The 15,518-nt window shown below is 53.7% G+C and carries 12 protein-coding genes; 7 read left to right on the top strand and 5 right to left on the bottom strand.

Annotated elements, in window-relative coordinates:
• Positions 1 to 115: 115 nt before the first annotated feature.
• Complete coding sequence (locus ACYVRB_RS05515; RefSeq protein ID WP_461214081.1) at positions 116 to 1,297, top strand: cation:proton antiporter; 1,182 nt, start codon at positions 116 to 118, stop codon at positions 1,295 to 1,297.
• Positions 1,298 to 1,355: 58 nt separating this feature from the next.
• Here the strand turns inward: ACYVRB_RS05515 and ACYVRB_RS05510 are convergent, their stop codons facing one another.
• Complete coding sequence (locus ACYVRB_RS05510) at positions 1,356 to 3,794, bottom strand: FAD-dependent oxidoreductase (protein ID WP_461214079.1); 2,439 nt, start codon at positions 3,792 to 3,794, stop codon at positions 1,356 to 1,358.
• 170 nt (positions 3,795 to 3,964) lie between these two features.
• Here ACYVRB_RS05510 and trxA point away from each other — a divergent pair, with 170 nt between their 5' ends.
• Both trxA and ACYVRB_RS05500 read left to right on the top strand, forming a co-directional pair.
• Positions 3,965 to 4,282: a thioredoxin gene (gene trxA, locus ACYVRB_RS05505; protein ID WP_461214077.1), complete on the top strand. Its 318-nt coding sequence runs from the start codon at positions 3,965 to 3,967 to the stop codon at positions 4,280 to 4,282.
• 42 nt (positions 4,283 to 4,324) lie between these two features.
• A complete protein-coding gene (locus ACYVRB_RS05500; RefSeq protein ID WP_461214075.1) occupies positions 4,325 to 4,564 on the top strand; it encodes a metal-sensing transcriptional repressor in 240 nt (79 codons plus the stop codon).
• A gap of 72 nt (positions 4,565 to 4,636) precedes the next feature.
• On the opposite strand, the gene ACYVRB_RS05495 is transcribed toward ACYVRB_RS05500, so the two are convergent.
• The 4 genes from ACYVRB_RS05495 to ACYVRB_RS05480 all read right to left on the bottom strand — a co-directional run bounded on the left by ACYVRB_RS05495 (position 4,637) and on the right by ACYVRB_RS05480 (position 9,340).
• Positions 4,637 to 5,986, bottom strand: coding sequence for an MATE family efflux transporter (locus ACYVRB_RS05495; protein WP_461214074.1), 1,350 nt, complete (start codon positions 5,984 to 5,986; stop codon positions 4,637 to 4,639).
• Between the two features lie 187 nt (positions 5,987 to 6,173).
• Complete coding sequence (locus tag ACYVRB_RS05490; protein ID WP_461214073.1) at positions 6,174 to 6,815, bottom strand: TetR/AcrR family transcriptional regulator; 642 nt, start codon at positions 6,813 to 6,815, stop codon at positions 6,174 to 6,176.
• Positions 6,816 to 6,824: 9 nt separating this feature from the next.
• Positions 6,825 to 8,444 carry an ABC transporter permease gene (locus tag ACYVRB_RS05485; RefSeq protein WP_461214072.1) on the bottom strand — a complete coding sequence of 540 codons (1,620 nt, stop codon included), beginning with the start codon at positions 8,442 to 8,444 and terminating at the stop codon, positions 6,825 to 6,827.
• 2 nt (positions 8,445 to 8,446) lie between these two features.
• Complete coding sequence (locus tag ACYVRB_RS05480; RefSeq protein ID WP_461214071.1) at positions 8,447 to 9,340, bottom strand: ABC transporter ATP-binding protein; 894 nt, start codon at positions 9,338 to 9,340, stop codon at positions 8,447 to 8,449.
• A 278-nt stretch (positions 9,341 to 9,618) separates the two neighbouring features.
• Here ACYVRB_RS05480 and ACYVRB_RS05475 point away from each other — a divergent pair, with 278 nt between their 5' ends.
• The 4 genes from ACYVRB_RS05475 to ACYVRB_RS05460 form a co-directional block, all read left to right on the top strand.
• Positions 9,619 to 9,999, top strand: a complete 381-nt coding sequence (locus ACYVRB_RS05475) for a DNA-directed RNA polymerase subunit beta (protein WP_461214069.1) — start codon at positions 9,619 to 9,621, stop codon at positions 9,997 to 9,999.
• Positions 9,996 to 11,285, top strand: a complete 1,290-nt coding sequence (locus tag ACYVRB_RS05470; RefSeq protein ID WP_461214068.1) for a Y-family DNA polymerase — start codon at positions 9,996 to 9,998, stop codon at positions 11,283 to 11,285. Before ACYVRB_RS05475 ends, ACYVRB_RS05470 begins: the two co-directional genes overlap by 4 nt.
• Before the next feature lie 159 nt (positions 11,286 to 11,444).
• A complete protein-coding gene (locus ACYVRB_RS05465; RefSeq protein ID WP_461214067.1) occupies positions 11,445 to 11,804 on the top strand; it encodes a hypothetical protein in 360 nt (119 codons plus the stop codon).
• A 409-nt stretch (positions 11,805 to 12,213) separates the two neighbouring features.
• The coding region (locus tag ACYVRB_RS05460) for a KxYKxGKxW signal peptide domain-containing protein (RefSeq protein ID WP_461214066.1) at positions 12,214 to 15,518 on the top strand (3,305 nt) is incomplete at its 3' end.

The following is a 15,518-nucleotide window of genomic DNA, read 5'->3' as shown; positions in this document are numbered from 1 at the left end:
TAGTTTCAGCAAATAAATATTTCATTCGGTTGACGCAAGCTCAAGGTTTTCTCTTTCAGGGGTGTGAAAGAGGATCTTGGCTTGCGTCTTTTTGACTCTTAAAGGAGGACACGCGTTGGAATTTCTCAAAACTTTGGTGCTGATCTTGATCGCGACGACGCTGGTGGGGCATCTGTTTGCCCGGATCGGGATCCCTGCCGTGATCGGGCAGCTATTGGTCGGCATCGTTCTCGGTCCGGCGCTTTTAGGCTGGATCCGCGCCGACGAGTTCACGCATATTTTCTCCGAGCTCGGGGTGATCATCTTGATGTTTATCGCCGGTTTGGAAAGCGACTTGCACCTGTTGAAAAAGTACCTGCGTCCCAGCGTGATGGTGGCGCTGTTGGGGGTGATCGTGCCGGTAGCGGCGATCTATCCTGTCGGGTTGGCGTTTGGACTGACTCAGTTTGAGAGTGTTTTTCTCAGCGTGATCTTTGCCGCCACCTCGGTGTCGATTTCCGTGGCGGTGATGAAAGAACTGCACCTGCTCGATAGCAAAAGCGGGTCGACGGTTTTAGGCGCGGCGGTGGTCGACGACGTGTTGGCGGTGGTGATCTTAAGCATCATGGTCAGCATGCTGGGCAATCCCGCGGCAGGCGCCAGTCAGACGCCGCTGGTCGTGACGTTCCTCGAGCAGGCCGCCTACTTTGTGGCAATTTACTTCGTTGTGCGTTATCTGGCCCCGATCATGGCAAAATTAGGCACGAAGTTGCTGCTGCCGGTCGGGCCCACGCTGATGGCGGTGATCTTATGCACCGGCATGGCGTATATCGCTGATGTGATCGGGTTAAGCGGCGTCGTAGGGGCGTTTTTTGCCGGGATCGCGATCGCCCAGACACCGGTCGCCCATGAAGTCGATCAAAGCATCGAACCGATCGGCTATGCCATCTTCATTCCCGTGTTTTTCGTCAGCATCGGTCTCAACATGTCGCTGGTGGGTATCGAAAAGGATCTGGGCTTGATCCTTTGCCTGACCGTGGTGGCGACGCTGGCGAAGTTGATCGGGGCGGGACTAGGGGCGTATTGGTCGCGCTTCAGCCTGGCGGAGTCATATCTGGTGGGGGCGGGGATGGTGTCGCGTGGTGAGATGGCGCTGATCATCGCCCAGATCGGGTATCAGGCCAAGCTGATCAGCGGGGATTATTATTCCGCAATCATCACGGCGATCATCTTGACCACCTTGTTGGCGCCGTTCATGTTGAAACACGCGGCTAAAAAGGCTTGGCGCCAAGAACCAGACAGTGGATTGGAAGAATAAAAAAAGAACGTGCGGCCGTGAAGGCACACGTTCTTTTTGGCTGGTCGGACTCAGCAAATCAAATGAATAAGCTGGTATTGCGCTGGCGGGCATCGCCCAGGTATGCCGCCACACCGCCGAATTCAATGCCGTCGATGAGCTCTTCTTTTTGCACGCCCATCAGGCCCATGCTCATGGTGCAGGCCACCATTTTGACGCCGGCTTCCTGTGCTTTTTGCAGCATCGTGTCGAGCTGGTCGACGTTGTTTTGACGCATCAGCTTCTTCATCAACCCGCGTCCTGCACCCAGCATGTTGAGCTTAGACAGCGGCAGCTGTTGCGCGGCGTGAGGCAACGCGATATCAAACATTTTGGCCAGGCCGGTTTTGTGGAGCTTGACGCCTGGGCGCTTGATCACGTTCAGTCCCCAGAAGGTGAAGAACATCGTCACTGGCTGCCCCATCGCTGCGGCGCCTTGGGCAATGATCAGGCTGGCGATCGCTTTGTCGAAATCCCCGTCAAAAACGACGATCGTTGTGCCTTCGCCTGGTGTCTGCCCGGTCGAAATCGGTGCAGACTCGGAAACGCTTGTGGCGACGCCTTTTTGAATGGTTGCGACCACCTTGTCGCCTTGGATGGCGTTGGTGACGATCGTGTTGCCGGTCGCCTTGGCCCAAGCGTCGATGTCTTTATAAAAACCAAAATCAGAAGCCGTCACCTTAACCTGTTGGCCAGGGGCCAATTCCGCCATGGTGTTTTTCACCTTGATGATCGGTCCCGGACACTGCAGGCCACACGCATCGAGTTGGATCTGTTCCTCTTGTTGCGGGGCTGGGTCTTGTTGCGGGGTCGGCGCTTCCGTGGTGGTTGTGGGCAATTGGTATTTTGCCGTGCGATAAGTCTTGAGGCCACCATCGAGGTTGACTGCGCGATAGCCCAGCTGAGTCAAGGCGCGAGTGACGTTGTAGCCGCGCAGACCAACGCCACAATAGACATAGATCGGCTGATCTTGGGGCAGCTCACTCACGCGTTGGCGGATCTGGCTTCTTGGAATGTTGACGGCGTGGGGCAGGGCAGGCTCGGCCAACAACTCGTCTGGATTGCGGACGTCCAAGAAAAAGGCGTCGCTGGCGAGCAGCTGATCGACGTCATGCCATTGGATGGTGGCGGTCAAGCCGTCTAGAATGTCTCCGGCCATATAGCCGGCAAAGTTGACCGGGTCTTTTGCAGAGGCATACGGCGGGGCATACGCCACTTCAATGTCAGCCAGTTCAGCGACCTTGGCGTGGAAGCGGATCGCGGTTGAAATGATGTCGATCCGTTTGGTGACGCCTTTGGTGCCCACCGCCTGCGCGCCGAGAATATCACCGTCTGGGGCGAACAAGACCTTGAGGGCGATTGGGGCGGCACCAGGATAATAACCGGCGCTTGAGTTGGGATGGAGGTGGATGGCTTGATAGGAAATTTTTGCAGCTTGGAGTTGGCGTTCGTTGGCGCCGGTCGCAGCTGCGGTGAGGGCAAAAACTTTCGCGACAGAAGTGCCCAGTACCGCCGGATTTTCCCGCTTAAGTCCTGCCAAGTGATCTGCGAGATAGCGTCCTTGGCGGTTGGCCGGGCCGGCCAGCGGGATCGACGCGGTTTGTTTGGTGATGGCATTTTCAACCGTGATCACGTCACCGATCGCGTAAACATCCGGGAGGTTAGTTTCGAAGTGCGAGTCGACCGTAATGAATCCACGGTCGTTGGTCGTGATGCCGGCGTCTTGGGCCAGCTTGGCGTTAGGCTTGACGCCGATGGCCAAGATGACTAGGTCGGTGGTGAGCTGACTGCCATCGGCAAAGCGGAGGGTTTTGCCGTCATCTGCAAACGCCTCCAATTTGGTGTTCAAACGAATGTCGATCCCGTTCATGGCCAGATGTTCGTGTAAGATCTGAGCCATTTCAAAGTCGAGGTTGGGCATGACTTGGGGGCTGGCTTCGACTAAGGTAACCTTAAGACCGCGCTGATGAAGATTTTCGACCATTTCCAAGCCGATGAAGCCGCCGCCGATAACGGTAGCGTGCTTCGGCGTATTAGCGTCGATGGCGGTAGTGATCTGGTCGACATCTGGCACAGTCCGCACGGTGAAGACATTTTTGGCCTCGGCAAGTCCTGGAAACTTAGGCACCATTGGGCTGGCGCCGACGGCCAAAATTAGTTTACTGTAGTGGTCGTGCGTGATTCCGTCGGGCGTTTGCACCGTGATGGTATTGGTGTCTGCGTCGATGGCGGTGACTTGACTCCGCACATGGATCTCGATGTTAAAATCGGCGTGCATGTCCTCAGGGGTCGTTACAAATAAGTTGTCGCGCTCGGCGATCGTCTGGCCAACATAATAAGGCAGGCCGCAGTTGGCAAAAGAGATATACGGTCCGGCTTCGTACATCACGATCTCAGCAGCTTCGTTGAGCCGTCTCAGCCGTGTGGCCACAGATGCGCCGCCAGCGACGCCACCGACAATAAGAATGCGTTCAGGCATGGAAAATTCCCCCTTGTGAAAAGCTGAATTAGCTATGATTCGATTATACCCTATACCCGTATTGTGTCAACGTGTAAAATATTTCCCTTTAAAATAGCTGAAAATGACGTGTTGACTTAAATACCCTTATGAGGTATATTCTTATTAGCAAATTCAGAAGGGGTGTTCACATGACTGTAAAACCAATTAATGACCGTAACTTCGCGCAAGAAACCGATTCAGGCCTGGTAGTGATCGACTTCAATGCCACCTGGTGCCCACCATGCAAAATGATGAACCCGATCGTCGAAAAGCTGTCTGACGAAATGAGCGGCCAAATTGCCTTCAAATCCTTAGACGTGGATCAAAATCAACAAACCGCCGCCCAAATGCAGGTCCAAGGCATTCCAACGTTTATCATCAAAAAAGACGGCCAGATCATCGACCGCCTTGTCGGCTTCCAGCCTGAACCCGTATTTACCGCGCGGTTGCGCAAATACCTCGACTAGGTATGGTATCATGATCTCAAGAACTAGTAGGAGGTCAGCAAAATGGCTTGTGATCCGAAACTGATCAATCGTCTGAAGCGCGCTGAAGGTCAGCTGCGCGGGATTCAGGCAATGATGGCCGAAGGGCGCGATTGTGCTGATGTGGTCACCCAATTAAGCGCGGTAGAGGCCAGCGTCAAACGCGTGATGGGGATGATTATCGCCGAAAACATCACGCAAAAACTGGCAGAACAACCCGACGATGAGTTGAAGTCATCGTTGGCGTTGATTACCAAGCTGTGAGTCCTGTGCAGTGATTTTCAGTTAAGCAAAAGCGCCAGCAGATCGCCTTATCGGCGGTGTGCTGGCGCTTTTTCATGCAGAATTTTCAACGCGTGCCTTTTCGCGAATGGTCCTCATTGTTCGCAAATAGACGGTAATCAGGACGAACACCGACCCGATCCAAGCCAAAGGATTGGCCATTGCGGCACCGGCAAAACCAAGATGGACGATCAAGACCACGCCGGCAAATGCACGCATGGCTAGTTCAAAAAGCCCCGCCACCGTTGGCACCATGGTCATCCCTAACCCCTGCAGGAAACTGCGCATCGTGAACAAGATCGCCAATAACCAGTACATGCTGGCGTTGTAGTGGAAATAAGTCTGCGCCAGCGCGGTCACCGCGGGTTGGTTGGGCCCGAGGAACAAGTTGACCAAGGGCTTGCTGAACAAGATGATCACGATGCCCACGACTGCAGAAACACTGACGTTCAAGAGCAAGGTTTGATGGACCCCGCGACGCAGGCGGCCGTATTCGCGTGCCCCGAGGTTCTGGGCGGCGTAAGTGGCAATCGCCATGCCAAACGAGCTGGCAGGCAAGATGGCTAGCTGATCGATGCGTCCGGCGGCCGTGTATGCGGCCACAGCATCGGTGCCCAAGGTGTTGAGCATGACTTGCAACACCACTGCGCCCAAGGCGATGATCGAAGTGGAAAACCCCATTGGTAAGCCGACCCTGAGGTGATGGCCGATGGTTTGCCAGTCAAATCTTAAGTCGCTGCGATGGATCACCAATAAGGGGACGTGCCTTTTGATAAACAGCCAACACAACAGGATCGAAAACAATTGCGCCAGCACGGTTGCCCAGGCGGCACCGGCCACTCCCCGGTGAAAGGACAAGATGAACAGTAACTCTAAAGCGATGTTGACGACCGTCGCGAGACTCAAAAAAATCAACGGCGTCCGCGAATCTCCCAGCGCCCGCATCATGTTGCCCAATAAGTTGAAGCCCATAGCTGCCCCGAGCCCGATAAAAATCACGCGCATGAAGGCGACGGCCTGATCGATGATCTCACTCGGGGTGCGCATGACGGCTAACAGCGGCCGCGTCAACGTGACAGACATGATCGTCAACACGATCGTTAAGATGAGACTAAGCCAGATGCTGACACCAAAGCTTTTGCGCACGCCTTGTTCATCTTGAGCGCCGAAGGCCTGGGCGGTCAACACCGAGAAGCCTTCAGTAGTGCCTTGCGCAAAACCGATGATCAAGAAGGTGAGGCTGCCGGTTGCCCCAACCGCGGCCAGCGCGTTTTTGCCGATGATCCGGCCGACGATCAATGCATCGGTGAAACTGTACAGTTGTTGAAAGACATTTCCAATCAGTAAGGGGATGGCAAATAACACGACCAACTTCAACGGCTTACCTTTTGTCAATGTGTGCACGCTCATCCCTGCTTCCTATCCGCCCCACAAGTTTCGTGACATTGATTGGTAGCGCATACAAAAACTTACCCTTGATTATAAGCACTTTGGGAGCAAATTGCAGTAAAGATGCGCGTGACATTATGATGACAAATTGTGAGCAAATAAAGAGGCCCGCACGCAGGCGGGTCTCTTCATCTGGGCAAGATCAGTTAGCCAGAAAACCGTGTTCGAGGATGTCGATATAAGTCAGCACCTGGTCGATGATGGGATCGAAGGCGTCGATCGTGATCTCAGGATTCTGGCGAATCATGGCTTTGCTTTGTTCACCAATTAGATTGACCATGGTCAACAGCATGTTGGCGACGGTCGTTGCAGAGACACCTTCGCGCAACGGGAGCCGTTCGATGATCGGAGTCACCAACGTCGGAACCGAAGTGGCGGTCATGTTCGCCCAGATGGCCGCCACCTTGGGCCGCAGACTTTCCGGGAGGTTGCCAGCATCAGCGTAGGCCTGCATGCTCAGCGCGAATTCGTCAGGATACTGCAGCTGCAGGCCGATCTTGTAGCGCAAGGCACGCTGGATCATCTGCTTGAGATCAGCGGCGTCTTGCCACACCGAAAAATCTGCGACGGCGATGATCTGATCATAGGTAGTGCGGACAGTTTCCAAGTAAAGATTGGCCTTGGAGCCAAAATAATTGAAGATCAAGCCTTTGGAAACATCTGCTTCTTGCGCGATCGCATCGGTTTTGGTGTCACGATAACCGTGATGGGCGAACTGGTGCATCGCAACGTTTAGGATACGGGCTTTTTTTTCTGGATCGATTGCAGGCCGAGATTTTACCATGTTAATTCCTCAATTCTCAATGAGATCTCTTCTAGCATACGCGAGAAAACCGCAGACAAGCAAGACGAATCCTAACGCCGTCATCAAGCCTGCCAGGCGCCATTGCACGCTGGCAACGGGAACGTTGTTGACCCAACCATAAGGCGTTAGCCGCGTCGCCCACTTGGGCAGATCCAACAGGCTGCCAAGGTATAAGGAAAACAGGCCGTAAACCGGTAGCACCCATGCGAGGTTTTGCCAGCGCGGCAGGCCGCCAACAAACGCGGCGGCGATCCCGTAAGTGGCAATGATGGCCGGCAAATACCCCCAAAAGGCGCGCATGAAGCGGTCAAAAGTTGGGGCGGCGGGCATCGAGGCGCTGCCGGCGGCGATCATGCCAAGCATCGCGCACAAGAAGGCGAGTAGCGCAACCACCAGGCCGTAGCCCGCGATACTGGCGTACAGACGGCTGCGGCTGACCCCGCTGGCGTGCAACTGTTCGAAATAACCTTTGCGTTCGTCGCTATTCAGCCGGAACAAGGTGATCAGCCCTGGAACTGTCGCGAGGATCACGAAGATGATCGCCAGCTTGTTTGCGAAGGCCAACACGATCGTGCGGTTAGCGGCATGGGTGGCCGCTGTCCCGATCAGCTTGGCCATTGTCGGATTGGCGCTGAGCAGATCGCCGGCGGTACCGAAAATCGAGCCATAAGTCGCGCCTAAGAGGAACAATCCCACTAACCAGATGATGGTGCTGGTGCGTTCCAGGCGTGCGATCAACGTTAGAGGGCCGCGAAGAAAAATGCTGGCGTTGCGGCGGCCAGTTCCCTGTGGCAATAGGCCTGCACCAACATCACGGTTAGAGGCGACGGCAACGGTCAAACCGCCGACGATCACGGTGGCAACCACCATCAGACCAACCGGCAACCAGTTGTTGTGGCCGTAGATGTCGAGTTTTTCAATCCAGCCGTAGACGGTGTACCAAGTGTTGGCGGGTGCCTTCACGTCGGTGATCATTCGGGCGCTGAATAACACGCCTAGCCAGACGTAACTCAAAATGGTGGCCCCGCGACTATTGGTAGCGACTTGGGCGAAGAACAAGGTAAAGGCGCCGAAAAGTAACCCAAACGCCGCTAATCCGAGTCCAAACAGCCAGTTGCCGGCGGAAGTCATGCCATTCATGCCGGAGACTTGCAGACCCAATGCTTCTAAGACGCCTGCGCCAAGGTTGACGAGCACAAGTTGCAAGATCGCCGCCGTCAAAGCGGCGTTGCGGCCAACGGCGTGGGCACGGGTCAGTTCCAAGACACCAGAATCTTCATCCGCGCGGGTCGCGTGCACAGCGAAGTAGATGTTCATCATCGCCACGAATAATCCCATGAAGACCATCATCTCCGCGGCGTAGATATTGGCGACAGTATAAGGCTTGGCCGCGGCAAACGGCCCGAGTAGCGATACCATCGCCGGGGTTTTTAAAGTGACGATGATCGAGGCCATCGCTTTTGGGGTACCGTAGAGGCCGTTGAACTTGGCGGCGGCGCCGGCCATCAAGCCGACCAGGCCGATCAGCCACAAGCTGATCTTCACCCGGTCACGCCGCAGGTTCAAGCGCAGTAGTTGGCCGGTGTTAGCGTAGTGGGTAGCAAACATGGCTATGCCTCCTCTTGATTGTAGTAGCGCAAGAAAAGGTCTTCCAACGTCGGCGGGGTGCTTTGCAGCGCCTTGATCTCCAACCCAGCCAGCGCGGTCATCACCGCGTCTAGTTGCTCAGAGTCCACGGCAAAAGTGGCCTTGTGACCGGTTTGCGTAAAGCCGTGGACCGCCGGCAAGTCCGCGATCGTCGCCGGATCTTGGCCGGTCGTGACGGTGATTTGGGTGCGAGAAAGCTGGCGCATTGAATCCATTGTGCCGGTTTCAATGATCGTGCCTTCCCGGATGATGGCGATGCGATCACACATGCGCTCGACTTCGCTTAAGATGTGGCTGGACAACAAGACGGACTTGCCTGCCTGTTTGAGCGCCAAGACGTGTTTTTGGAAGACCTCTTCCATCAGTGGGTCCAGGCCGCTGGTGGGTTCGTCGAAGATGTAAAGGTCAGCATCGCTGGATAATGCCGCGATCAAGGCGACTTTTTGGCGGTTACCTTTGGAGTAGGTATGATTTTTCTTGGTGACGTCGAGATCAAAAGCCTGGATCAGCTCGTCGGTGTGGGCATTGTGGTGTTGCCCGTTGAGGCGCAGAAATAAGTCGATGGTTTCGCCGCCGGAAAGATTGGGCCACAGATAAACGTCGCCGGGAACGTAAGCCAGACGTTGGTGAATGGCAACGGCGTCTTGCCAAACATCCTGGCCAAAAATCGTTGCTGAGCCGCCACTGGCTTTTAAGATGCCAAGTAACGTGCGGATCGTCGTGGACTTGCCGGCCCCGTTAGGCCCGATGAAGCCGAAGACCTCGCCGGCGTTGACGGTCAGTGTGATGTCTTTGAGGGCCTGAAACTTACCAAAGTGCTTTTGGAGATGATCGATTTGAACCACTGGTTGTGCCATGGTGGTGGCCTCCTAATTGAATTGTTCAGGAAAAAAGCGGCAACGATCCTGCAGGGATATCTGGTTGCGACTGTAGTATAGTGCTCGATGACTGAACAGTCAATGACTTATGAGTCATTATTATTTTAGCCGCTACAAATGCTGAAACGGCGGGCTGGGTCACGACACCCGCCAAAGCCTTCAGAGAAGGACAAGGTGCTTTTGCAAACATTTGTTCTTTTTGACTTGAAAAATGCGAACACATGTTTGTATAATGAGTGGCAAGGAAGGTGATGCAGATGACGCGAATCGTGCCGCGTGAAATGTGGTTGTATGACGACCGTTGTATGATGAACTGGATGGGCTGGTTATTGTCAGATCATAGCGCCTATCTGGAGCAGGAAGCCAGCCGCGAAAGGGTGATCGCCCCCAAGCCCGAGATGAGTGCCGAGGCGCTGGAGGAATGTTTGCAGACGGTGTGGGCGCAACAAACGCCGGTGGCCATTCAGATGAACGCATTGTATGGCGAGCGGTATTTGCCAGACATCGTCGGGGTGGTAGTCGGTCGCGATCACGGCCAAGTGTTCTTGCAAAAAGCGGACGGGCAACTGAAGATGCTGGCGGTGGCGGACATGCGCCACGCCCAACCAACTGAATCGACACATTGGTGGGCGGCATGACGCCGCTAGATGATCCGGCGCGGCTGCCTGAACGCGATATCATGTGTATCGATTGCAAGTCCTTTTATGCCAGCGTGGAGGCGATCCGGCGTGGTGAGCATCCGCTGGCGGCCAAGAATGCCGTGTTGTCACGTCCGGAATCTCAAGGCGGCTTGATCTTGGCGGCGTCGCCGGACACTAAGCGCGATTACGGCGTGAAGTTGGGGACCCGCCAGTTCGAATTGCGCCCAGACATGAATATTCAGGTGGTCGATCCGCACATGCAACGCTACATCGAGGTCAACTATGCGATCAACGAGATCTACCGCCGCTTTACCGATGACGCCCATTGGTACGTCTATTCGATCGATGAATCGTTTATCGACGTGACCCATTCGCACAAGCTGTTTGGCGACAACGACGCAATCGCTCGGCAGATCCGGGAAGCGGTGTTTAAAACCACCGGCATCTGGACGACCGTTGGGATCGGACCCAATCCGTTGATGGCGAAGCTGGCACTGGACAACGAAGCCAAAAAAGATGCGCCGTGGATCGCCACGTGGACGTATGAAGACGTGCGCACCAAACTGTGGGCGATTGACAACCTGACGGATTTTTGGTCGATCGGGAGCAAAACGGCGGCTAAGCTTGAAAAAATGGGCATCCACACGCTCGGAGACCTCGCACAAAGCGACCGCCGGGGGTTGCATCGACGCTTCGGGATCATGGGGGATGCGTTATATTTTCACGCGTGGGGGATCGATTATTCCGACCTGGCGCGCCGCTATGTCCCACGTCAAGAAAACAAGGGTTACTGCAACAACCAAGTGTTGATGCGCGACTACACGACGATGGCGGATCTGGAAGTGGTGTTATCAGAAACTGCTGATCAGGTGGCCACGCGCCTGCGCAAGCACGGCGTCGTCGCTGAGGTGATCGGGATCTCGGTGGGTTTTGCAGAACCAGACGCCACAGGCAAGACGCATTGGGGTGCCCAGACGCGTGTCGATCCCACCAACCGGACCGATGATCTGATTCGAGCGGTAAGGTTTTTGCTCCACAAGAAGTGGGAAGGCAACGTGATCCGTAGCGTTGGTGTGCGGGCGAGCCGAATCAGCAAACCGGCAACAATTCAAACTAATCTGTTTGAAGATCCGGCCAAAGTCGAAGCCCAAATGCGCTTAGAAGCTAGTCTCGACAAGATCCGCGACCGCTTCGGCTATAAGGCTATCGTTCGTGGGTATAGCAAAACCGCAGGCGGCACCGCCATCGACCGTGCTGGACTGGTGGGTGGGCATGCAAAATAACCGAGAGCGGAGCGGTGCGTACTAAGCGGGTCGGGTAGCCTAGCTATCATGATTGGGGCGGGCTTGGCCCCAGGCATGATAGCGTAGCTAGCTGTACCCGCGTTGCACCGCGTAGCTCGACGACCCAGCCCATGAAACAAAAGAAACGGAGACAGTTTTATGATTCCAGAATCACGGCAATTGTTGGCAAACTATGACAAGTATTTTCTTCGGAAGTACCACTGGCAGTACCACCTGTTGATCGTCAACAATCATTTTTTTGATTGCTACTCGTTTTTTATGCAGGCACACCGCACAGGCGACGCGCTGCATTACAGCTATGACTTGCTCGAGATGCCGCGCGATGCCGCTAAATATCAGCAGGTGATGACAGACTTGGCGAGCCATTCAAAAATGCGCATCGAATTTCGCGACACCCATCAGCTATACACACCGGAGCCGCTGATCACACACGATTTAGTGCATGGGCATGGCAAAAGTCCGCGGTATCATGCGGGAAGAGTTGTTAAACCACATTAATGGGCAAAAAAGGGCAACTTAGCTTGGAGAAAAAGTTAGTTGATGCAAACGGATTGTCAGATGACGATGAAATCACTAATCTAAACAAGGAATTTGATGGGAACAAATCTCAATTTTTGTAATGAATCTTTTCGTCAGCTTAGTAAGTGCGCGTTAGATTTTATGACATTATGTAACCAGCCAAGTCTAGGCATACTATGAGGTGATAAAGTAGTTAAACCCCTGTGATATAGGGATTTGTAGATATTTGTTGCTGAGATATTTACTTACTAATGAAAAGAATATACAATCATATTAATGGTGTAGAATATAATCGACCGTGAATTAACGGTTATATTTCCATAATAAAATTAGCAAATGAAGATTTGTCCTTGTACGCCGCGGGGCGCTGGGGAAAGGAAGCCATAATATGAATGCGTTGAAGATCAAGGTACAAAAAATGAATGAAAAGTTACATAAGAAGATGTACAGGTCCGGGAAAATGTGGGCATACACCGGCATTACCTTGATTGGATTAGCAGATATTGCCTTGTCCCAGCAGATTGTCCATGCTGATACTGCTACGGCGACCGCGCAAGTTGCAACTACTGCCGACAGTAGTTCTGCTACAACGTTACAAGCCCAAAAGGTCAAGTTGACTACAAGTCAGCCTGTAACCGCTAATGCGAGCGCTGACACTGCTGCAACCACACCAACGGCTTCTAATGCAACCGCTGACACTGCTGCAACCACACCAGCGACTTCCAGCGCGAGCGCAACGACTACTACCACAACAACGCTAGCAGCCCAAGCGTTAGCCGCTTACACCCAAGCGATGAGTAACAGTGCCAATGCAGCGCTGGTTGATACGGCGGCAGCTACTGCGCTGAAAGCACAAATCGACGCGGCCCAACACACCACTGCCCAATCGGTGAATGCGGTACTCATCGCTACAACGACCACATTGTCCCAGACAGGTTTAACGTCTGCGGGCCTTTTTGACGCGGCGCAAAACCTCAACGCGGCCTTGACCGCAGCCGGTGTTTCGGCACCAGCAGTACCTGTCCAAAGCACCACCACCACTGCGACGTCGAAGCAAACGACCACTGCCACCGCAAAGCCAGTGACGACCCAAAGTGCCACCGTCACGGACCAACCAGCGGAGGGTAAAGCTACCAGCACTACAGCTCAGTCAGCGACTAAAGATACCGCCAGTGCAACGCCGGCCAAGACCAACATCAGCGCCGCCGACTTGTTGAAGCGGTTGCCAGCGGGCACGAAGCTGACAGCCCAAGCAGACAAGTATGTCTTTGATTTGCCAGTGGGCACGGATTCAGCAGCAGTTAAGACGTTGGTTGACCAGTATCAGTTGGATAAGGCAGTGCAGTTGAATTTCAAGGCTAGCGATCCAGCTACTGTTGAGATGTCGTCCGTCAAAACGGTTAAGGGATACTATGACACGTTGGGGGAAAATTATGCTAATACGGAGCTCGTTACCGACCCAAATTACATTTTATTAGGTAAGCAGATACAAGCAGCTCTGGATACTAATGATTCGAAGGTCGATGATGCTTTTAAGGCTGTTCTTCCGTCACTCAATGGATTAACGGTTTCCGGTGTTACTGCTGATGACATGAAAAATCTGGTTGCGTATGCGGCAAATTTCGTTATAGCACCGGTTCTAACAGCGAATAACATAACTGTTGATGATGCAGACACTGCATTAGATACTGCTAAGACGGCTGCCCAAACCGCTCTTGACGCCGCCGCGACGCCTGTCAGCAACGAAACAACTGTGCAGACAGCACGCACAGCACTTGAAACATACTTAACAGGAACAGATCTCGATGCTGATACACTGACCCAGAAGACCAATGATTACACGCAGGCAGTCACAACGGCTAAAACTGATCGTCAAGCGGCGGAGACGACAGGGAACACCGCGGTCACCGATGCTCAGAATGCTAACTTGGCCACGAACCCCTTAGTTCAAGCTGCTATTGCCAATTATCAGCAAGTAGTGACCAGTGCTGACAACGACCAAGCAACGACTAATGACCTCAAAACCGCAACTGGTACCATTACAGCTGCAATCACAGCAGTAACCAAAGGAACAGAATCTGCAGGTCAGAATGCATCGCCAGTAGCGAACGAAGCCGATGTTAAGACCGCCAAGCAAGCTTTGGACAAAGCTTTGACAGATTCAGCAGGGAATGCCGATACGATTACTGCTGCGGCTACAGCTTATGATCAAGCCGTTGCAACTGCGAAGACTGCCCGTGATGACGCTAAGACCGCAGGTCAAACGGCAGTTGCAGTCGCAACGGACGATGGGGTCGATCAGAACCCAGATGTTGTCACAGCAGTTGCGGCATATAACGATGTTGTAAAAGGTGCAGATGACGGGACAAAGACGACTGCAGACGTTGAAGCAGCGACAAAGGCCGTTCAAACTGTGATCAATGCAGCCAAGACTGCCAAAGACAACGCGACGACGGCTACAGCAACAGATCCAAAACCAGTTGGTAATGAAGATACAGTTATCGCAGCAAAGAAGACGCTGGATGCTGCTTTAGCAGACCCGGCAAGTGACACGAAGACGATCAACAATGCAACGGATGCCTACAATAAGGCAGTAACGGCTGCAAAGGCTGCCCGTGACGACGCTAAGACCGCAGGTCAAGCGGCAGTTGATACCGCCACGACTGATGGGGTTGATCAGAACCCGGATGTTGTCGCAGCAGTTAAGGCATATAACGATGTTGTAAAAGGTGCAGATGACGGGACAAAGACGACGGCAGATGTTGAAGCAGCGACGACGGCCGTTCAAACTGTGATCAATGCAGCCAAGGCTGCCAAAGACAACGCGACGGCGTCTACAGCAACAGATCCAAAACCAGTTGGTAATGAAGATACTGTTATCGCTGCAAAAAAGACGCTGGATGCTGCTTTAGCAGACCCGGAAAGTGGCACGACGGCGATCAACAACGCAACGGATGCCTACAATAAGGCAGTAACGGCTGCGAAGACTGCCCGTGATGACGCTAAGACCGCAGGTCAAACGGCAGTTGATACCGCCACGACTGATGGGGTCGATCAGAACCCGGATGTTGTCGCAGCAGTTAAGGCATATAACGATGTTGTAAAAGGTGCAGATGACGGGACAAAGACGACGGCAGATGTTGAGACTGCGACAAAGGCCGTTCAAACTGTGATCAATGCGGCCAAGTCTGCCAAAGACAACGCCACAACAGCTGCGCAACAAGATTCGAAACCAGTCGGTAATGAAAAGCCAGTTAGCGATGCCAAGACAGCACTGGATGCTGCTTTAGCAGACCCGGAAAGTGGCACGACGGCGATCAACAACGCAGCGGATGCCTACAATAAGGCAGTAACGGCTGCGAAGACTGCCCGTGATGACGCTAAGACCGCAGGTCAAACGGCAGTTGATACCGCCACGACTGATGGGGTCGATCAGAACCCGGATGTTGTCGCAGCAGTTAAGGCATATAACGATGTTGTAAAAGGTGCAGATGACGGGACAAAGACGACGGCAGATGTTGAGACTGCGACAAAGGCCGTTCAAACTGTGATCAATGCGGCCAAGTCTGCCAAAGACAACGCCACAACAGCTGCGCAACAAGATTCGAAACCAGTCGGTAATGAAAAGCCAGTTAGCGATGCCAAGACAGCACTGGATGCTGCTTTAGCAGACCCGGAAAGTGGCACGACGAC

Source organism: Lacticaseibacillus boliensis, from assembly GCF_054784775.1.
This window is presented reverse-complemented; position numbering and strand designations above follow the sequence as displayed.

Bases quoted from the DNA above. Each gene is read 5' to 3' on its own strand.
- ACYVRB_RS05510 (WP_461214079.1), bottom strand. From the start codon at position 3,794: ATGCCTGAACGCATTCTTATTGTCGGTGGCGTCGCTGGCGGCGCATCT.
- trxA (WP_461214077.1), top strand. From the start codon at position 3,965: ATGACTGTAAAACCAATTAATGACCGTAACTTCGCGCAAGAAACCGAT.
- ACYVRB_RS05500 (WP_461214075.1), top strand. From the start codon at position 4,325: ATGGCTTGTGATCCGAAACTGATCAATCGTCTGAAGCGCGCTGAAGGT.
- ACYVRB_RS05490 (WP_461214073.1), bottom strand. From the start codon at position 6,815: ATGGTAAAATCTCGGCCTGCAATCGATCCAGAAAAAAAAGCCCGTATC.
- ACYVRB_RS05485 (WP_461214072.1), bottom strand. From the start codon at position 8,444: ATGTTTGCTACCCACTACGCTAACACCGGCCAACTACTGCGCTTGAAC.
- ACYVRB_RS05480 (WP_461214071.1), bottom strand. From the start codon at position 9,340: ATGGCACAACCAGTGGTTCAAATCGATCATCTCCAAAAGCACTTTGGT.
- ACYVRB_RS05475 (WP_461214069.1), top strand. From the start codon at position 9,619: ATGACGCGAATCGTGCCGCGTGAAATGTGGTTGTATGACGACCGTTGT.
- ACYVRB_RS05470 (WP_461214068.1), top strand. From the start codon at position 9,996: ATGACGCCGCTAGATGATCCGGCGCGGCTGCCTGAACGCGATATCATG.
- ACYVRB_RS05465 (WP_461214067.1), top strand. From the start codon at position 11,445: ATGATTCCAGAATCACGGCAATTGTTGGCAAACTATGACAAGTATTTT.